This is a genomic window from Microcoleus sp. N9_B4 (assembly GCF_036701635.1).
Lineage (GTDB): Bacteria > Cyanobacteriota > Cyanobacteriia > Cyanobacteriales > Microcoleaceae > Microcoleus.
In genome coordinates this window covers 69,780-92,267 of sequence record NZ_JAUBRC010000030.1, presented here as the reverse complement: position 1 = coordinate 92,267, position 22,488 = coordinate 69,780, and the positions used below count along the sequence as shown (strand labels likewise).

Below are 22,488 nucleotides of genomic sequence, written 5' to 3'. Positions count from 1 at the left end.
CTATTGAGTGAAAGTGATTCTCAGGTAGCGCAGTGGAAAGACAAAATCCTCTCAGCTTTGGGTGAAAACGGGCAAGTTCTTATTGAAGTCATTCCCGAACTCGAACAGATTATCGGCAAACAACCTGCTGCTCCTGAACTCAGTGGTAGTGCTGCCCAGAACCGCTTCAACTTGCTATTCCAAAAATTCATTGCGGTGTTCGCTACAGCAGAACATCCTTTAGTGATGTTCCTCGATGACTTGCAATGGGCCGATTCAGCATCATTGAAGCTCATGCAAGTGCTGATGAGTCAAAGCGAGGTAGGCTATCTGCTGACGATCGGGGCATACCGAGATAATGAAGTCTTCCCCACTCATCCACTAATGCTGACATTGGAGGAGATGAAGAAAGACTCAGCCACCATCAACACCCTTACCCTCGCTCCATTAAGTCAATCTCACGTCAATCATTTGGTTGCCGATACCCTCAGTTGTTCCACAGCTCTAGCGCAACCGCTGACTGAGTTAATCTATCAAAAAACCAAAGGCAACCCTTTCTTTGCCACGCAGTTTCTCAAAGCCCTGCATCAGGAGGGCTACATTGCCTACGATCGGCAAGTCGGACACTGGCAGTGCGATATGATAGCTGTGCGATCGCTCTGGCTCACTTCGGATGTGGTGGAGTTCATGGCGCTGCAATTACAAAAGTTGCCAGAAGCCACTCAAGAGATACTGAAGCTAGCTGCTTGTGTGGGGGCACAGTTCGATCTGGAAACATTGGCGATCATTTCAGAAAAATCGCCAACCGATGCCGCAACAGCATTGTGGAAAGCCTTGCAGGAAGGCTTGATTTTACCCACGAGTCAGATTTACAAGTTTTTTCAGGGTGCGGGACAGTCTGAGGCAGAGGATACGGTTAATCCGACCTATCGATTTTTGCACGATCGCGTCCAGCAAGCCGCCTATTCTTTAATTCCCGCTGACAACAAACAAGCAACCCACCTGCAAATTGGACAATTGCTCCAGCAAAAGCTCTCCGAAGTAGACCGAGAAGACAAGTTATTTGATATTGTCGGGCATTTGAATTTAGGCATAGAGTTAATCGCGCCACCACAGGAACGGCAAACTCTAGCACAACTGAACTTGAAAGCTGGAACTAAGGCCAGAAGTGCGACCGCTTATGCTGCCGCAAGGGTTTATTTGCAAAGCGGGCTGGAGTTACTTTCGCCAGACTGCTGGGAAACTCAGTACGAATTGACGCTCAATCTGTATTTAGCCGCCGCCGAAGCCAGTTACTTGAATAGTGACTTTGAGGAAATGGAGCAGCTTGCCACATGTGTCTTGCAGCAGGCACTAACGATTCTCGATCAAGTGAAAATCTACGAAATTCAAATCGCCGCACACACGGCTCGTAACCAAACATTGCAGGCGATCGCAGTTGGTACTGAGGCACTGAAGCAATTGGGGGTAGATTTCCCGACAGAAGCAGACAAAGCCCAGATTAGCAGTGCTTTACAGCAGCTAAACCAGCAACTAAGCGGCAGAGAAATTGCCGAACTGGTTGATTTGCCCGCGATGAGCGACCCCAATGCTCAAGCGGCCATCCAACTGTTAGGAAGGTTATTTTCAGCCGTGTACCAGGGGATGCCAGGATTGCTGCCTCTGTTGGGCGCGACGATGGTGCGGTTATCCCTGGAGTTTGGTAATGCCCCCGCTTCAACGATCGGCTATGTGACCCATAGCATGGTGCTGTGTGCTTTTTTGGGCGAAGTTGAAACTGGCTATAAGTTTGGTCGATTAGCACTTGCGGTGCTGGAGCGGTTGAATACTCAAAGCATGAAGTGCATCACTTTGGGGATGTTTGGGTTTTTCATTCAACCTCACCAGGAAGCTTTGCGGGCAGCACTTGTGACCTTGAAAGAGAGCTACAAGGCAGGTATGGAAACAGGAAATCTGCTCAGTGCGGGCTACGACATCGGGAGCTACTCCCATCTGGCTTTTTTCGCAGGTGTAGAACTAGACCTGTTGGAACCCGAATTAGCAGCTTACAGTGCTGCTATGGCTCAGATGAACAATGATTCAGCGCGTTTTCTTTTGGAAATGACGTGGCAAACGGTACAGAATTTGCGAGAAACGGTGAGCCAGCCCGATCGCCTCATCGGTACTGCCTATGATGAAACCGTGATGCTGCCCAAGCACCAGCAGGATAACGAACTGATGATGATTGTCGTTGTCTACATCTTCAAACTGCTGCTTGCCTACTCATGTGGCAATTATCCGGCTGCTCTCGATATCCTCATCCAACTCAAGCCTTGTTGGATGGTACTATCGGGAACGGTTTTTATTCCCATTTTCCATTTTTATGCGGCGCTGACGCATCTGGCACTTGTACCCACCAGGTCAGAACCAGAGCAAACTGAACTGCTGACTGTGGCTGCCACCCATCAAGCGGCTCTGCACCAATCAGCGCACAATGCCCCGATGAATCACTTGCACAAATGGCATCTGGTGGAAGCAGAGCGATATCGGGTATTGGGTGACAAAGCCGCTGCCATTGAGCATTATGACCAGGCGATCGCGCTGGCTCAAAAGCATCAGTTCACCAACGATGCAGCCTTAGCCAATGAACTCAGCGCCAAATTCTATCTGGAATGGAACAAACAACGCATCGCTGGGGAATACCTGATTGAAGCCTACTACGGCTATGCTCGCTGGGGAGCCAAAGCCAAAGTTGCAGACCTAGAACGTCGCTACGGGCAACTGCTGGCTCCTATCCTTGGGCAAGCCCACTCTGCCCTCTCGGTCAACGAAACTGTCTTTGCAGTGGGAACCGTCACTTCCACCAGTTCCTCCTCCACTGTCTCCAATTCCCTCGACCTCTGTGCCATCCTCAAAGCTTCTCATGCTATTTCCAGCGAAATCGAACTGTCCAAACTACTTTCATCGTTGCTTTCAATCGTCATCGAAAATGCAGGAGCCGATAAATGCGTGTTAATGCTGTTGCGAGACGATAGCCTGCTAATTAAAGGGTCAATTACCCTGGGGTCAGAGCCGGTCGTGTTGCAGCGCCTACTGGTTGAAGAGAGTCAGGAAATTCCTCACAGACTAATTTACAAAGTCAAGCACGATCGGCAGACTGTTGTGCTGCTGGATGCGACTGCCGAGCCGACTTTAATAAATGACCCATATATCATGCGTCAGCAGCCGAAGAGTATCTTGTGTAGCCCGATTTTGCATCAAGGGAAATTGCTGGGCATTTTATATCTAGAAAATAATTTAGCGCAGGGGGCATTCACGAGCGATCGCGTCGAACTGCTCAATTTACTTTGCGCTCAAGCGGCAATTTCTATAGAAAATGCCCGACTTTATGAGCGATCGCAGAACTATGCTCAACAGCTAGAACAGTCTCTGGAAGAGTTAAAGATTAGTGAAGCCCGCTTTCAGAAACTTGCCAACAACGTGCCTGGCTTGATTTATCAGATTCGGATTCAAGCCGATGGTTCTGCTTCAGTGCCCTACGTCAGTTCTGGATGTCAAACACTCTATGAAGTGGCGGCAGAGGATATGATGGTAGGAAAATACAGCCTACGCGATTTTGAACATCCCGACGATCGAGCAGAGGCATTTCAGGCAGTTATCGAGTCTGCTCAAACGCTCACCCCATTTCAACATGAGTGGCGGATTATTACTCCCAATGGGAATGTGAAATGGGTGAAAGCCGCTTCTCAGCCAGAACGTAGAGAAGACGGAGAAATCGTTTGGGATGGAATGCTGATTGATATTACCGATCGCAAGCAAGCAGAAGCAGTGGTGATTCAAAAATCACAGGAACTCGAACAGACTCTGGCAGATTTGCAGAACACCCAACTGCAAATGGTGCAAAGCGAAAAAATGGCATCACTCGGAAATCTGGTAGCAGGTGTTGCTCATGAAATCAACAACCCCGTCGGCTTTATTTGGGGCAATTTGAATGAAACCCAGCAAACGGTGCAAGACTTAGTGGAGCATCTCAATCTCTATCGCGATCGCGCCTCAGAAACAGAGATTGCAGACCATGCGGTCGATATCGATCTAGACTATATCATCGAAGACTTCCCCAAAATGATTGACTCCATGAAAGTGGGGTGCGATCGCATCAAAGATATCAGCACGACGCTCCGTACCTTTTCTAGGGCTGACAAAGACTACAAAGTTCCTTTTAATATCCACGAGGGGATAGATAGCACGATTTTAATTCTCAAATATCGATTGAAAGCCAACGATCTGCGACCTGCTATTGAAGTAGTGAAATACTACGGGAATATTCCCGATATCGAATGCTTCCCCGGACAGCTAAACCAGGTGTTTATGAACATTCTCGCCAATGCGATCGATGCACTGGAAGAATCAAATACAAATCGCAGCTTTGCAGAAATCAAGGCTAATCCCAACCGCATTACCATTCAAACCTCCTTAGTAGAACACCAGGTAAAAATTAGTATCGCTGATAATGGTCAGGGGATGAATGAAGAAGTTAAAGCCAAAATATTTGACCATTTATTTACGACCAAAGCAGTCGGGAAAGGGACTGGTTTGGGATTGGCGATCGCTCGTCAAATCGTCGTCGAAAAACATAGCGGTTCCCTTCACGTCAACTCTCGACTGGGAACAGAAACTGAATTGATCGTCACCTTGCCCACTCACACCGAACAAAAAAGTTAAGACTCTCTCTTCTTCAGACTTATTTAAGCAAGCACTCACTCATCAATTATCAAACAACAATAGCCATGAATAACTTTGACAAAAATAGCGACACTCCTACAAATATTAAAATTCCCAACTATCAAATTATCTCCACAGTTTATTCAGGAAGTCGCACCTTGGTATATAGGGCTATCCGTAATTCAGACCAATTACCTGTCGTCATCAAACTCCTAAAAAATGACTATCCCACCTTTAGCGAATTGGTGCAGTTTCGCAATCAATACACCATTGCCAAAAACCTTAATTCACCTTCGATCGTCCAAACCTACAGCCTGGAACCCTATAAAAAAGGCTATACGTTAGTGATGGAAGACTTTGGGGGGATTTCTCTTCAGGAATGGGCAGTCAAAGGGAAAAACGCATTCTCATTGAGAGAATTTTTAGAAGTCGCGATCGCACTGTGTGACACATTGAATTTACTCTACCGCGAGCGGATTATTCATAAAGATATCAAACCCAGCAATATTTTAATTAACCCCGAAACCAAACAAGTTAAATTAATCGACTTTAGTATTGCTTCCTTGCTACCGCGAGAAACCCAAACACTAATTAATCCCAATGTGTTAGAAGGGACACTAGCTTACATTTCTCCCGAACAAACAGGCAGAATGAATCGGGGGATTGACTATCGCACAGATTTTTATTCATTAGGAGTTACTTTTTACGAATTACTCACAGGAGAGTTACCTTTTCAATCAAACGATCCGATGGAGTTGGTGCATTGTCATATTGCTAAAACCGCACCCTTAGTACATGAAATCAACACACAAAGCCCACCTGTACTATCAGAAATAGTTAGTAAGTTGATGGCAAAAAATCTCGAAAATCGCTATCAGAGTGCATTGGGAGTGAAGTATGATTTAGAGAAATGTTTAACTCAAATTCAAGAAATTGGTCAAATTGAATACTTAGAAATTGCTCAAAAAGATGTAAGCGATCGCTTCATTATCCCCGATAAACTCTATGGAAGAGAAACCGAGGTAGCAACTCTACTAGAAGCCTTTGAAAGAGTTGCGAACCCCCCTGAATCCCCCTTTGGTAAGGGGGGACACCCCCCTGAATCCCCCCTTACCAAGGGGGGACATAGGGGGGTAGAAATGATGTTGGTAGCGGGTTTTTCCGGAATTGGAAAAACAGCAGTTGTTAACGAAGTTCATAAACCAATTGTGCGGCAACGCGGTTATTTTATCAAAGGTAAATACGATCAATTTCAACGCAATATTCCCTTCAGTGCCTTTGTCCAAGCATTCCGAGATTTAATGGGGCAATTGTTAACAGAAAGTGATGCACAGATTCAGAAATGGAAAAGTAAAATATTAGAAGCTGTCGGGGAAAATGGACAAGTCATTATTGAAGTTATCCCCGAACTAGAAAGAATTATTGGTCAACAACCAACCACAGTGGAATTATCAGGAACAGCCGCTCAAAATCGCTTTAATTTATTGTTTCAAAAATTCACCCAAGTTTTTACCAGTCCAGAACATCCATTAGTAATGTTTCTTGATGATTTGCAATGGGCCGATTCAGCTTCCCTGAACTTAATGCAGGTTTTAATGGCTGATACTAGTCATCTTTTTATTATTGGAGCCTATCGCGATAATGAAGTTAATCCAGGACATCCCTTGATGTTGACTTTGAGTGAGATGCAAAAAACACTCTTCACAATTAATACGATTACCTTAACACCCTTGAGTCAATTACAAGCCAATCAATTAGTAGCTGATACGTTAAAATGTTCCGAAAATTTAGCATTGCCCCTGACTCAATTAGTTTTCCAGAAAACTCAAGGAAATCCATTTTTTGCGACACAGTTTCTCAAAGCATTGTATCAAGATGGATTCATTCAATTTGATTTAGAGTTGGGTGGTTGGCAATGCGATATTGCTCAGGTACGTCGGCAAGCACTGACCTCGGATGTGGTGGAGTTTATGGCATTACAATTGCAAAAATTGCCAGCCGAAACTCAAGAAGTGTTAAAATTAGCAGCTTGTATTGGCAATCAATTCGATCTGACAACTTTAGGAATTGTTTGGGAACACTCCGAGGTAGAAACGGCGGCAAGTTTATGGAAAGCCTTACAAGAATGGCTAGTTTTACCGATTAGTGATATTTATAAATTCTATGTTGGGGAAGAAAGTCAAGGAGTTTATCAAGAAAATCAAGAAACTGTTGCCTACAAATTTTTACATGACCGAGTACAACAAGCAAGCTATTCTCTGATTCCCTCAGACCAAAAACAAGCAACTCATCTCAAAATCGGACAATTACTCCAACAAAGCTTATCCAATATCGAGCAAGAGGAAAAGGTATTTGATATTGTCGGGCATTTGAATTTAGGAATTGAGTTAATGACTCAACCGAGCGCTCGCCAAGCATTAGCTCAACTAAATTTACAAGCGGGAGTGAAGGCGAGAAATTCCACAGCTTACGCCGCAGCCAGGGTTTATCTACAAACAGGGATTGAGTTATTACAGCTAGACTGCTGGCAACATCAGTATGAATTAACTTTAAATCTGTATGTTGCATCGGCTGAAGTTGCCTATTTGAATGGTGATTTTGAGGAAATGGAACAGATGGCAGCACTGGTGTTGCGATCCGCTCAAACCATACTAGACCGAGTGAAAATTTATCAGATCCAAATCAGCGCACTGACAGCCCAGAGTCAGATGTTAGAAGCAATATCTGTCGGCAAAAATGCGCTGGTAGAATTGGGGGTTGAGTTCTCATCTGAACCTGATGAAGCCTTGACAGGCAAAGTACTACAAACCCTTGGCGATCGCCTTCAGGGCAAACAGATTTCAGAACTGATTAACCTCCCTGCAATGAGCGACTCAGAGACAATTGCAGCGATGCAACTATTAGCCATGTTGTTTTCAGCGATTTTTGCAGCGTGTCCTGCCTTGCTACCTTTGTATTGCTCCACAATGGTGAGTCTATCTCTCCAATTTGGAAATGCGCCTGCATCAACAATCGGATATGTAGGTTACGGCATGGTATTGTCTTCTTTTTTAGGACAAGTAAAAACAGGTTATGACTTTGGGCGACTAGCACTGAGCTTAGTCAATGAGTTGAATATACAGGAATTCAAGCCCTCCGCTTTACTTTTTTTTGGCGCTTTTCTTCAGCATCGTCAAGAAAAACTAAGGTCAGCGATACTAACGCTCAAAGATAGCTATCTAGCGGGGATGGAAACAGGTGATTTCCTCGATGCTGGCTACAGTATCGCTATTTGTTTTTACGATCATCTATTCGGGGGAGTGGCTCTGGACGATTGGGTACTAGAAATAGAAAATTACTGTGTTGTATTAGCCACTCTGAAGCAAGATTCTCCTCTGGCTTACCTAAAGGCAACACAACAGACGGTGCAGAACTTGACGGAAATTGTCAACCAACCGGATTTATTAATCGGTACTGCCTACGATGAAACGGTGATGTTTCCTAAGCAGCATCAAAATAACGAACTCACTATCCTTGCTGTTGTCTATATCTATAAACTGATGCTTGCCTATATTTTTGGCAACTACACCACTGCCCTAGACTACCTTACCCAAGCTAACCGCTATTTGATGGCAGCAACAGGAATGATTCAAATTCCGGTTTTTCATTTCTATGCTGGGTTAACCTACCTGGCACTATGCTCTATGGAGTCAGAAATTGAGCAAGCAGACACTCTGCTCCTGATGGAAATTCATCAAACGAATATTACTCAATGGGCGCATCATGCTCCCATGAATCACCAACATAAAGTTGACTTGATCAAGGCAGAAAAATACCGAGTTTTAGGACAAAAAGCAGAAGCAATTGAGTTATACGACAAGGCAATTGCTGGAGCCAAAGCCAACGAATATCTCCAGGAGGAAGCCCTTGCCAATGAACTAGCCGCGAAATTTTATCTCAACTGGGGTAAAGAAAAAATTGCCCAAATCTATATGCAAGAAGCCTACTACTGCTACATTCGTTGGGGAGCAAAAGCTAAAGTCGCCGACTTAGAAAAATGCTATCGGCAACTACTGGCTCCCATCCTCCAGCAAACCCGTTCTCCCCTTTCCCCTCACGAAACTCTCTTCACATTGGGAAGTGTCACCTCCACCTGTTCTCCCATTTCCAGCAGTAGCAGTGTCTCTACTGCTCTAGATTTAGCTGCCATTCTCAAAGCTTCCCAAACTCTTTCTGCCGAAATCGAATTGTCCAAACTGCTTTCATCGTTGCTTTCTATCGTCATCGAAAATGCGGGGGCTGATAAGTGCGTGTTAATGCTCTTACAAGAGGAGCGCCTGTGGATCGAAGGGTCAATTATCGGGGGTGCGGAGCCAGTCGTGTTGCAGCACCTTCCCATTGAGGACTCTCAGGATATTCCCCTGAAGGTAATTTATAAAGTGAAGCATGAAAGGCAAACTATTGTGCTGCTGGATGCAAGTGCCGATCCGACTTTAGCCAATGACCCGTATATTATTCGTCAGCAGCCTCATAGTATCTTGTGCAGCCCGATTTTACATCAAGGTAAGTTTCTAGGCGTTTTATATCTGGAGAATAATTTAGCAACGGGGGCATTTACAAGCGATCGCGTCGAACTGCTCAATTTACTCTGCGCTCAGGCGGCAATTTCTTTGGAAAATGCGCGACTTTATCGAAATTCCCAGAACTATGCACAAGAGTTAACACAATCTTTAGTAAAATTGCAGGCTACTGAAACCCGCTTTCAAAATTTGGCGAATAATATCCCGGGGATGGTGTACCAATTTCGTCTGGGGCCAGATGGTTCAATTTCAACATCCTACGTTAGTTCTGGTTGTTTTGACTTGTATGAGGTAGAGCCAGAATTGGTGATGACAGGAAAGTTTAGTCTTTACGATCTGCATCATCCTGACGATAACCCAGCGATTGAAAAAGCAATCGCTTACTCTGCCCAAAATCTGACACCATTTGAACAAGAATGGCGTATTATTCTACCTTCTGGAACCGTGAAATGGATTCAATCTGCTGCTAGACCAGAGCGGCTAGCTGATGGATCGATCCTATGGGATGGGGTGGTGATGGATATTAGCGATCGCAAAAACATTGAAGCTGAACAAACCCGCCTGTTGGCAATTCTGGAAAGTACATCTGACTTGATTGGCACTGCCGATCCAACGGGTAGAAATCTTTATCTCAACCGGGCATGGCGTAATCTTTTAGGTTTAGAACATGAGGCAGTAGCAAAGGGTTCTGAAATCTCTCACTATCACCCGGCGTGGGCGCTAGAGATAATTGGAAATCAGGGATTACCCGAAGCTATCCGCTCTGGAATTTGGATGGGTGAGACGGCAGTTTTTGATGGACATGGAGGGGAAATTCCCGTTTCTCAAGTTGTGCTTGCCCACAAATCGAATGATGGGGAGTTAGAGTATTTTTCTACGATTATTAGAGACATCAGCGATCGCAAACAAGCTGAGTCAGCCATCTTGCAAAAATCTCAAGAACTCCAACAAGCTCTACAATCTTTACAACAAGCCCAATTACAAATCGTCCAAAGTGAGAAAATGTCGGCATTGGGAAACTTAGTTGCTGGCGTTGCCCATGAAATTAATAACCCCGTCGGCTTCCTAACTGGCAATTTGAATGAAGCTAAATCTACAGTTCAAGAGTTAGTAGAGCATCTCAATCTCTATCGCTCTCGCGCCCCGGAAACAGAGCTTGCCGACCATGCCGAAGATATCGATTTAGACTATATCATAGAAGACCTGCCCAAAATGATTGATTCAATGCAATTGGGCTGCGATCGCATCAAAGATATCAGCACTTCACTCCGCACCTTTTCTAGGGCTGACAAAGACTACAAAGTTCCTTTTAATATCCACTCTGGCCTCGACAGCACGATCTTAATTCTCAAATATCGATTGAAAGCCAACGATCGGCGACCCGCAATCGTTGTAGTGAAAGACTACGGGAATATTCCCGATATCGAATGCTTCCCCGGACAGCTAAACCAGGTGTTTATGAACATTCTCGCCAATGCGATCGATGCACTGGAAGAATCAAATACAAATCGCAGCTTTGCAGAAATCAAGGCTAATCCCAACCGCATTACCATTCAAACCTCCTTAGTAGATCACCAGGTAAAAATTAGTATCGCTGATAATGGTCAGGGGATGAATGAACAAGTTAAAGCCCAAATATTTGACCATTTATTTACGACCAAAGCAGTCGGGAAAGGGACTGGTTTGGGATTGGCGATCGCTCGTCAAATCGTCGTCGAAAAACATAGCGGTTCCCTTCACGTCAACTCTCGACTGGGAACAGAAACTGAATTGATCGTCACCTTGCCCACTCACACCGAACAAAAAAGTTAAGACTCTCTCTTCTTCAGACTTATTTAAGCAAGCACTCACTCATCAATTATCAAACAACAATAGCCATGAATAACTTTGACAAAAATAGCGACACTCCTACAAATATTAAAATTCCCAACTATCAAATTATCTCCACAGTTTATTCAGGAAGTCGCACCTTGGTATATCGGGCTATCCGTAATTCAGACCAATTACCTGTCGTCATCAAACTCCTAAAAAATGACTATCCCACCTTTAGCGAATTGGTGCAGTTTCGTAATCAATATACTATTGCCAAAAACCTTAATTCACCTCTGATCGTCCAAACCTACAGCCTGGAACCCTATAAAAAAGGCTATACGTTAGTGATGGAAGACTTTGGGGGGATTTCTCTTCAGGAATGGGCAGTCAAATGGAAAAACGCATTCTCATTGAGAGAATTTTTAGAAGTCGCGATCGCCCTCTGCAATACCTTAGATATATTGTACCGCGAGCGCATCATTCACAAAGACATTAAACCCAGCAATATCTTAATTAACCCCGAAACCAAACAAGTTAAATTAATTGACTTTAGTATCGCCTCCTTGCTGCCAAGAGAAACCCAAACACCGATCAATCCTAATGTATTAGAAGGGACGCTTAGCTATATATCCCCAGAACAAACAGGCAGAATGAATCGGGGGATTGACTATCGCACAGATTTTTATTCATTAGGAGTTACTTTTTACGAATTACTCACAGGAGAGTTACCTTTTCAATCAAACGATCCGATGGAGTTGGTGCATTGTCATATTGCTAAAACCGCACCATTAGTACATGAAATCAACCCACAAATCCCGCCTGTACTATCAGAAATAGTTAGCAAGTTGATGGCAAAAAATGTCGAAGACCGCTATCAGAGTGCATTAGGAGTGAAGTTTGATTTAGAAAAATGTTCAACTCAAATTCAAGAAATCGGTCAAATTGAATACTTTGAAATTGCTCAAAAAGATGTAAGCGATCGCTTTACCATCCCCGAAAAACTCTACGGACGAGAAAACGAAGTAAATCAACTATTAGCTGCCTTTGAAAGAGTCAGCACAGGTAACACCGAAATCATGCTAGTGGCGGGATTTTCTGGAATTGGAAAAACTGCCGTAGTTAACGAAGTACATAAACCCATTGTCCGGCAACGGGGTTATTTTATCAAAGGCAAATATGACCAATTTAAACGCAACATTCCCTTTAGTGCCTTTGTGCAAGCTTTCCGCGACTTAATGGGGCAATTACTATCTGAATCAGATGCCAAATTGCAAACCTGGAAAAATCAAATTATATTAGTAGTGGGAGAAAATGGACAAGTCTTAATTGACGTAATTCCTGAGTTAGAAAACATCATTGGCAAACAGCCACCAGCCACAGAACTATCAGGCAGTGCTGCCCAAAATCGGTTTAACCTCCTATTGCAAAAGTTTGTGCAAGTTTTCACTCATCAAGAACATCCCTTAGTAATGTTTTTGGATGACTTGCAATGGGCAGATTCTGCCTCCCTGAATTTATTAAAATTACTGCTACAAGATACGAAATATTTATTAGTATTAGGAGCTTATCGCGATAATGAAGTCTCACCAGTACATCCATTTATTTTAACTGTAGATGAGATTGTCAAAACTGGAGCAACAGTCAATACAATGACCTTGCCACCGTTAAGGGAATCAGACATGAATTGCTTGGTAGCAGATACGCTGAATTGCCAATTATCCCTGACCGAGCTTTTGACTAAATTAGTTTATCAGAAAACCCAAGGAAATCCTTTCTTTGCAACCCAGTTTCTCAAAGTCTTACATGATGATAAGTTAATTAGTTTTGATTGGGACATTTGCCATTGGCAGTGCGATATTGCCAAAGTCAAAGCCTTAGCAATTACTGATGATGTAGTAGAGTTTATGGCATTGCAATTACAGAAATTGCAGACAGAGACTCAAAATATTCTCAAACTAGCGGCTTGTATTGGAGCCGAGTTTGATTTGAATACTTTAATAATTGTTAGTGAGAAATCTGTAGAAACAACAGCTATAATTTTATGGGAAGCATTACAAGAAGGCTTATTAATTCCCACTACCAGAATCTATAAATTTTTTACACAATCGGATAGTGAAGAAGTTTTGCCAGCCTCAGCCAATCCGACTTATCGGTTTTTACACGATCGGGTTCAACAAGCTGCCTATTTGTTGATTCCAGAGGAACAGAAACAACTGACTCATCTTGCCATTGGACAACTGCTTTTACAAAATAGTGACAAAGCGCAACAAAATGAACGGATTTTTGAGATTGTCAATCAGTTAAATTATGGTATTTCACTTCTTTCCTCACTCGCTCAGTGTGAGCAGTATGCTCAATTAAATCTGAGGGCAGGTCGCAAAGCCAAAGAATCAACTGCCTATAGCGCAGCACAAAATTACCTCGCTCAGGGAATACAGCTATTAAGGGCAAGTGATTGGGATGTTAATCCTAATCTGAGGCAAAGCTTGTACGAGGAAGCGGCAGAAGTCGCATTGCTCAATTGTGATTTTGAGCAGATGGAATCTCTGATTCAGGTTGTGTTACAACAAACTACTACCTTACTTGGACAGGTGAAAGTATATGAGGTCAAACTCCAAGCATATAAGGTACAAAATCAACAGCTTCAGGCGATTACGGTTGGTCGAGAAATCCTTCAGAAATTGGGGGTAAGTTTTCCTGAGTCTGTCACCCCTTTAGAAATTCAACAGTACGTCGAAAATACACTGGCATCTTTACCGAGTTATGCAATCGAAGAGTTAGTAAACTGCCCAGTCATGCAAGATGCGAATGCTTTAGCTGCTTTACGAATTATGACTAGCCTTGTTCCGTCCGTGCATCAGGTAGCTCCCCACCTTTTTCCAATTATTGCCTGTGAAGAAGTCAATTTATCGCTTAAATACGGTAATTCACCTTGTTCTGCACCGGGATACGCAGATTTTGGAATTATTGTCAGCAGTGTGTTGAATAAGCTAGAAGAAGGCTATCAATTTGGACAGCTAGCACTTAAAATTATGGATAAATTCTCTGATAAATCGGTTCAAAGCATGACTCAGTTTAAGGTTGCTGCCTTTAATCAATCAAATCGAGAAAGCATTCAACAAGCGATTAATTTATTGAAAGAGTCCTATCAAGTTGGATTAGAAACAGGAGATTCAGTTCACTCACTTGTTTCCACTTCGTTTAGGTTAATGTACACCTATTTAAGTGGTGCAGAGGGGCTAGAAACATTACTAGAAGAACTTGCTATTTATCAAGCAAAGTTTGCAACAAGTCAACATTTTTTAAGTTGGGCACATATCCTGCGTTATTCTATCAAAAATCTTACTGAGTTTAGCGAAACTCCAAGCTGTCTTGGTAGTGATGCTAGGGATGAAGCGGAGTATGTATCAAGAATCTGTAAAGAAAACGATCAATTAGCCCTCCATCTATTTTATCTGTGTAAGTTGATGTTGAGCTTCTTGTTTAGAGATATTGCTGTTGCAATTCAGGATGGAGATGCAGGAGAAAAATATCTTCAAGCTGGTCTGGGAATGCCTTCTGCACCAGTTTATTATTACTATGATTCATTAGCTCGTCTCACACTTTATCCAAAGGTCGATCCTTCGCAGCAAGTAAAACTTCTCTCTCAGGTTGAAACTAACCAAGCAAAACTAGCCATCTATGTCAGTGCTGCACCAATCAATTATCAACACAAGTATTTTCTGGTAGAAGCACTACGGTGCTGCATTTTAGGTAACAGAGCAGAAGCGATCGATCTGTACGATCGCGCGATCGCTGGAGCTAAAGCCAATGGCTACATCCAAGAAGAGGCTTTAGCCAATGAACTAGCCGCCAAATTTTATCTCGACTGGGGCAAAGAAAAAGTCGCGATCGCCTACATAATTGAAGCCTACTACGGCTATGCTCGCTGGGGAGCCAAAGCCAAAGTTGCAGACCTAGAACGTCGCTACGGGCAACTGCTGGCTCCTATCCTCGGGCAAGCTCACTCTGCCCTCTCGGTCAACGAAACCGTCTTTGCAGTAGGAACCGTCACCTCCACCAGTTCCTCCTCCACTGTCTCCAATTCCCTCGACCTCTGTGCCATCCTCAAAGCTTCTCATGCTATTTCCGGCGAAATCGAACTCGAAAAACTACTTTCATCGTTGCTTGAGATCGTCATCGAAAATGCTGGAGCCGATAAATGCGTGTTAATGCTGTTGCGAGACGATAGCCTGCTAATTAAAGGGTCAATTACCCTGGGGTCAGAGCCGGTCGTGTTGCAGCGCCTACTGGTTGAAGAGAGTCAGGAAATTCCCCACAGACTAATTTACAAAGTCAAGCACGATCGGCAGACTGTTGTGCTGCTGGATGCGACTGCCGAGCCGACCTTAATAAATGACCCGTATATCATGCGTCAGCAGCCGAAGAGTATTTTGTGCAGCCCGATTTTGCATCAAGGGAAGTTGCGGGGCATTTTATATCTAGAAAATAATTTAGTTACGGGGGCGTTCACGAGCGATCGCGTCGAGATCCTCAATCTACTTTGCGCTCAAGCTGCTATCTCCCTAGAAAATGCCCGACTTTATGAACAGTCACAAACCTATGCCCAACAGCTAGAGGAATCACTCAATGAGTTGAGTGCTGGTAATTCTCGCTTCCATAACCTGGTAGACAATGTGCCTGGGGTAGTTTATCAATATCGCATGAGTGCCGATGGGGTTATATCGTTGAGCTACATTAGTACCGACTGTTACAGCTTGCTCGAAATTACCCCAGAGCAAGCCATGTCGAATTGGCAGTTTTTCAACAATATGGTGCATCCAGAAGACATCGCAAGTTTTCTAGAGTCCCAAACTCAAGCCATTCAAACCATATCTCCCTGGCGATGGTCAGGACGAATTATTACACCCTCTGGAATTATCAAGTGGATTCATGGGGAATCTAGAATCCAAAGATTTGCCGATGGGTCTATGGTTTGGGATGGATTATTTTTGGATATTAGCGATCGCAAACAAGCAGAAGCCGCCATCCTCCAAAAATCTCAGGAATTAGAACAAGCTTTACGAAACTTGCAACAAACCCAATTGCAAATGATTCAAAGCGAAAAGATGTCAGCTTTGGGAAACTTAGTTGCTGGCGTTGCTCATGAAATTAATAACCCCGTCGGCTTCCTAACTGGCAATTTGAATGAAGCCAAACGCACAGTTCAAGACTTAACAGAACATCTAGCTTTGTATCGCACCCAAGCATCTGCTGCCAACATTGCCGACCATGCGGTCGAGATTGATTTAGACTATATCATCGAAGACCTGCCCAAAATGATTGATTCGATGCAACTGGGATGCGATCGCATCAAAGATATCAGCACTTCACTCCGCACCTTTTCTCGCGCTGACAAAGACTACAAAGTTCCTTTTAATATCCACGAGGGGATAGATAGCACGCTTTTAATTCTTAAATATCGATTGAAAGCTAACGATCTGCGACCCGCTATTGAAGTAGTGAAAGACTACGGAAGTATTCCAGCGATCGAATGCTTCCCCGGACAGCTTAACCAGGTGTTTATGAACATTATGGCCAATGCGATCGATGCCTTAGATGAATTCAATACAAATCGCATCTTTGCAGAAATCAAGGCTAATTCTAATCGCATTACCATTCAAACTACCTTAGTAAATAATCAGGTAAAAATTAGTATTGCTGATAATGGTCGCGGGATGACTGAATCAGTCAAATCAAAGATTTTTGACCATTTGTTTACGACAAAAGCGGTAGGGAAAGGCACGGGATTGGGATTGGCGATCGCGCGTCAAATTATAGTCGAAAAACATCTGGGACAAATTACCGTTAATTCTCTACCTAGTGAGGGTAGTGTGTTTGAGATCACTCTCCCTGTCAAATAATAGAATAGAATAGAATCAAATATTCTAATTAAAGTGTTATCTAATAGAGGACGAACGAATTATGAGCCAGTACCCCAATTTGTCAGGCTATCAAATAACAGAAGAACTTTATCTCGGTACTCGTACTCTTGTCTACCGAGGCATCCGTATTAGCGACCAACAACCAGTAGTTATCAAACTACTACGAAACGACTACCCCAGCTTCAACGAACTTGTCCTATTTCGCAACCAATATACCATTACTAAAAATCTTGACTTTTCTCATATTATCAAACCCCTGACTTTAGAAGTATACCACAATAGCTATGCCTTAGTCATGGAAGATTTTGGTGGAGTCTCCCTCTCTATTTATCTCCAGATAAGAAAAGATATCAGCAAAATCAATAAAACCTTACCTTTAGCAGAATTTCTCCAAATCGCTAGACAACTGACAGATATTCTCAACTATCTCTACCAAAACCACGTCATTCACAAAGATATTAAACCTGCTAATATTCTCATTAATCTTGAAACCAAAGAAGTCAAATTAATTGACTTTAGTATTTCTTCTCTGCTACCACGAGAAACCCAGGAAATCAAAAATCCCAATGTCTTAGAAGGAACCTTAGCCTATATCTCTCCCGAACAAACCGGGAGAATGAATCGAGGCATAGACTATCGGACTGACTTTTATTCTTTGGGCGCAACTTTCTACGAATTACTCACAGGAGAATTACCATTTCAAGCGAACGATGCGATGGAGCTAGTACATTGTCATATCGCCAAAGCATCGCCATTAGTACATGAAATTAACCCACAAATTCCATCTGTACTTTCAGAGGTTGTCAGTAAATTGATGGCAAAAAATGCTGAAGACCGATATCAGAGTGCATTAGGACTGAAGTTTGATTTAGAAAATTGTTTACATCAAATTCAAGAAACTGGTAAAATTAATGATTTCCCCATTGCTCAAAGAGATGTGTTCGATCGCTTTACGCTCCCCGAAAAACTTTATGGTCGAGAACAAGAAGTAAGAATCCTGCTGGAAGCATTTGAAAGAGTCAGCATCGGCACAACAGAAATGATGCTAGTGGCGGGATTTTCGGGGATTGGCAAAACCGCAGTTGTCAACGAAGTGCATAAACCCATTGTGCGGCAACGGGGTTATTTTATTAAAGGCAAATATGACCAATTTCAGCGCAACATTCCCTTCAGTGCATTTGTGCAAGCATTTCGAGATTTAATGGGGCAATTATTATCAGAATCAGATCGGCAACTACAAACCTGGAAAACCCAAATTCTCGCAGCAGTGGGAGAAAGCGGACAAGTATTAATTGACGTAATTCCTGAATTGGAAAACATCATTGGTAAACAACCACCAGCGACAGAATTATCAGGCAATGCTGCTCAAAATCGGTTTAATTTACTATTTCAAAAGTTTGTGCAAGTCTTCACCAGTAAAGAGCATCCCTTAGTGATGTTTTTAGATGACTTGCAATGGTCAGATTCCGCTTCCTTGAACTTGCTGAAATTATTGATGCAAGATACAGGATATCTCTTAATATTAGGAGCTTATCGGGATAATGAAGTTTCTCCCGTCCATTCCTTCAGTTTAACAGTAAATGAAATTGCCAAAACTGGGGCGACAGTGAAGACAATTACTTTGCCACCACTCGACCAATCTGAGGTGAATCAGTTAGTGGCAGATACACTGAATTGCGAATTATGTATTGCCCAATTTTTAAGCAAATTAGTCTATCAAAAAACCGAAGGAAATCCTTTTTTTGCAACGCAATTTCTCAAAGCTTTACACGATGATAAGTTAATAAGTTTTAATTGGGATATTCAGCATTGGCAGTGCGATCTTGCCAAGGTCAGAGCCTTAGCTATCACCGATGATGTGGTAGAGTTTATGGCACTGCAATTGCAGAAATTGCCGGTCGCAACTCAGTCTGGGTTGAAGTTGGCAGCTTGTATTGGAGCGCAGTTTGATTTAGCTACTTTGGCGATCGTTTCAGAAAAATCATTTGAAGAAACGGCGGCAGATTTGTGGAAAGCGTTACAAGAAGGCTTGCTCGTCCCCACCACCGAAGTATATAAATTCTTCACTCAAAGTGACGCGATCGCCACGGTTAACCCAACTGCTGCTAATGCCAATTATAAATTCCTGCACGATCGCGTCCAACAAGCTGCTTATTCCCTGATTCCAGATTCACAGAAAAAAGCAACTCATCTCAAAATCGGACAATTACTTCAACAAAATTCCTCAGAAATAAAACAAGAGGAAAAATTGTTTGATATTGTCGGACATTTGAATCGAGGAATTGAGTTAATTACTCAAGCCGAGAAACGACAAGCCTTAGCTCAAGTTAATTTAAAAGCAGGACAGAAAGCCAGAAATTCTACAGCTTATGCTGCGGCAAGAGTTTATCTGCAAACGGGCATTGGGCTACTAGAGATAAATTGTTGGCAAAGTCAGTATGAATTGACCCTAAAACTCTATGTTGCCTCCGCCGAAGCCGCTTATTTGAATGCTGACCTCGACGGCATGGAAGAGATGGCAGCAGTGGTGTTGCAATCAGCTCAGACAGTTTTCGATAAGGTGAAAATCTACGAAATTCAAATTGCGGCACTAACGGCTAGAAGCCAAATGTTAGGGGCGATCGCAGTGGGAAGAGAGGCTCTAGCGCAATTGGGGGTAGAACTCCCGACGGAAGTAGACGAAACCAAGATTGGCAAAGCCTTACAAGACCTTAATCACCAACTCCAAGACAGAGAAATTGCAGGGCTGATTGACCTACCGATGATGAGCGATCGTACTGCTCAAGCCGCGATGCAACTGTTAGGAGTGTTGTCTACACCAGTGATCCAGGGAATGCCAGGTTTACTGCCCCTCTTGGGCGCAACGATGGTGCGGTTGTCGCTCCAATTTGGCAATGCCCCCGTCTCGACAGTAGGATATGTGATTCATGGAATGGTGCTGTGTACCTTTTTGGGCGAAGTCGAAGCAGGCTACAAGTTTGGTAGATTAGCGCTCTCGTTGCTGGAGAGGTTGAATGCTCAGTCCATGAAGTCTAACACTCTAAACCTGTTTGGGTCTCTCATTCAACATCATCAAGAATCGCTCTTGGCAACGATACCGGTGCTCAAAGATAGCTACACGGCAGGTATGGAAACAGGCGATTTTCTCTTTGCTGGCTACAGCATGACAGCTTGCATGACTATTGCGCTTTTGGCAGGTGTAGACCTAGACACTTTGGCCTCCGAATTCGCCGTTTACAGTGCTGCTCTGGCTCAAATGAAACAAGATTCGGCGCATATTTATTTGGGCATAACTGGGCAAACGATAAAGCATTTGAGAGAAACGGTCAACCAACCAGATTGCTTAATTGGTAATGCCTACGATGAAACGGTGATGCTGCCCAAGCACCAGCAGGATAACGATCTCATACCGATCGCGCTTGCCTACATCTACAAACTGCTGCTTGCCTACTCATGGGGCAATTATCAAGCTGCCCTCGACTACATCACCCAAGTCAAGCTGTATTTGATGGCGATATCGGGAATGTTTGTGGTTCCCGTTTTCCATTTTTATGCCGCACTTACGTACTTGGTACTCTTTCCCACTCAGCCACAACCAGAGCAAGCCGAAATGCTTGCCCAAGCTGGAACCCATCAAACTATTCTGCATCAATGGGCGCAAAATGCCCCGATGAATTATTTGCATAAATGGTATTTAGTGGAGGCTGAACGGCAACGGGTTTTAGGCAATAAAGCAGGCGCAGTAGATTTGTACGATCGCGCCATCCAACTAGCTAAAGAACATCAATTCCTCAACGAAGAAGCACTAGCTAATGAACTGGCGGCGAAATTTTACCTAGAGTGGGGTAAAGAAAAATTTGCCCAACTTTATGCGATCGAGGCTTACTATGCTTACAGTCGTTGGGGAGCTAAGGCTAAAGTAGACGATCTGGAAAAACGCTATCCCCAACTCCTCGCTCCCCTCATTCAGCAATCTCGTTCCTCTACTTCCTTCAAGGGAACTATCGCCCACCAGGGAACGATCGCTTCTACGCGCACTTCTAGTAGTGCCTCTGAAGTCCTAGATTTAGCAACTTTACTCAAAGCTTCTCAAGCAATTTCTGGAGAAATTGAACTAAATAAACTCTTAATTACTCTCCTAGAAATAGTTATTGTTAATAGTGGCGCAAATAAGTGTGTCTTACTCCTCAAACAAGATATTGATTTAAAAATAGTAGCCTTGATAAAAGAAGGAGAATCACCACAAGCTTTACCATCAATTCCATTAGAATCTAGCTCAGATTTGGCAATTAGTTTGGTGAATAATGTCAAGCGAACTTTGTTACCTTTGGTATTAGAAGATGCTCGGATAAGTTCTCAATTGGCAGCAGATATTTACATCCAAGAACACCAACCTAAAAGCATCCTTTGTAGCCCAATTCTGAATCAGGGGCAGTTAATTGGGATTTTATACTTGGAAAATAACTTGACGGTAGGCGCGTTTACCAGCGATCGCGTCGAACTGCTGAATCTACTTTGCGCTCAAGCTGCTATCTCCCTAGAAAATGCCCGACTTTATGAGCAGTCACAAACCTATTCCCAGCAGCTAGAGCGAGCCTTGCATGATTTGCAGCAAACCCAATTGCAAATGATTCAAAGCGAAAAGATGTCTGCTTTGGGTAATTTAGTTGCTGGCGTGGCTCATGAAATTAATAACCCCGTTGGCTTTATTGCTGGCAATTTGAATGAAGCTAAAGACACGGTTCAAGACTTAACAGAACATCTAGCTTTGTATCGCACCCAAGCATCTGCTGCCAACATTGCCGACCATGCCGAAGATATCGATTTAGACTATATCATCGAAGATTTGCCCAAAATGATTGACTCGATGCAATTGGGCTGCGATCGCATCAAAGGTATCAGCACTTCACTCCGCACCTTTTCTAGGGCTGACAAAGACTACAAAGTTCCTTTTAACATCCACTCTGGTATCGACAGCACGATTTTAATTCTCAAGTATCGATTGAAAGCTAACGATCTGCGACCTGCTATTGAAGTAGTGAAATACTACGGGAATATTCCCGATATCGAATGCTTCCCCGGACAGCTAAACCAGGTGTTTATGAACATTCTCGCCAATGCGATCGATGCACTGGAAGAATCAAATACAAATCGCAGCTTTGCAGAAATCAAGGCTAATCCCAACCGCATTACCATTCAAACCTCCTTAGTAGATCACCAGGTAAAAATTGGTATCGCTGATAATGGTCAGGGGATGAATGAACAAGTTAAAGCCAAAATATTTGACCATTTATTTACGACCAAAGCAGTCGGGAAAGGGACTGGTTTGGGATTGGCGATCGCTCGTCAAATCGTTGAGGAAAAACATGGCGGTTCCCTGAACGTTAACTCTATACTAGGAAAAGGAACAGAATTTATCATCACCTTACCCATCAAGGTGGCATAAACAAGTTAATTGTTCCCTAGCATTCGGACTCATGTAAGTGATCGCTCACTCATAAATCCTCAAAAAA

Annotated in this window: 4 protein-coding genes; all 4 read left to right on the top strand. The window is 43.3% G+C overall.

Features of this window, described 5'->3' with window-relative positions; translation table 11 throughout:
* Positions 1-4,680, top strand: a 4,680-nt coding sequence (locus tag QUA43_RS19970; RefSeq protein WP_333376038.1) for an ATP-binding protein, incomplete at its 5' end; no start/stop codon positions are given.
* Positions 4,681-4,745: 65 nt separating this feature from the next.
* Positions 4,746-11,051 (top strand): protein kinase domain-containing protein, encoded by a 6,306-nt coding sequence (locus QUA43_RS19965; RefSeq protein ID WP_333376037.1) that lies wholly within the window; start codon positions 4,746-4,748, stop codon positions 11,049-11,051.
* 65 nt (positions 11,052-11,116) lie between these two features.
* The gene (locus QUA43_RS19960) at positions 11,117-16,954 is read left to right on the top strand and encodes an AAA family ATPase (protein WP_333376036.1); all 5,838 of its coding nucleotides are present in this window, start codon (positions 11,117-11,119) and stop codon (positions 16,952-16,954) included.
* 61 nt (positions 16,955-17,015) lie between these two features.
* Positions 17,016-22,421, top strand: coding sequence for an AAA family ATPase (locus QUA43_RS19955; protein WP_333376035.1), 5,406 nt, complete (start codon positions 17,016-17,018; stop codon positions 22,419-22,421).
* The last annotated feature ends 67 nt before the right edge of the window (positions 22,422-22,488 follow it).

Excerpts from the sequence above, each read along its gene's own strand:
- QUA43_RS19965 (WP_333376037.1), top strand. The coding sequence starts at position 4,746 with ATGAATAACTTTGACAAAAATAGCGACACTCCTACAAATATTAAAATT.
- QUA43_RS19960 (WP_333376036.1), top strand. The coding sequence starts at position 11,117 with ATGAATAACTTTGACAAAAATAGCGACACTCCTACAAATATTAAAATT.
- QUA43_RS19955 (WP_333376035.1), top strand. The coding sequence starts at position 17,016 with ATGAGCCAGTACCCCAATTTGTCAGGCTATCAAATAACAGAAGAACTT.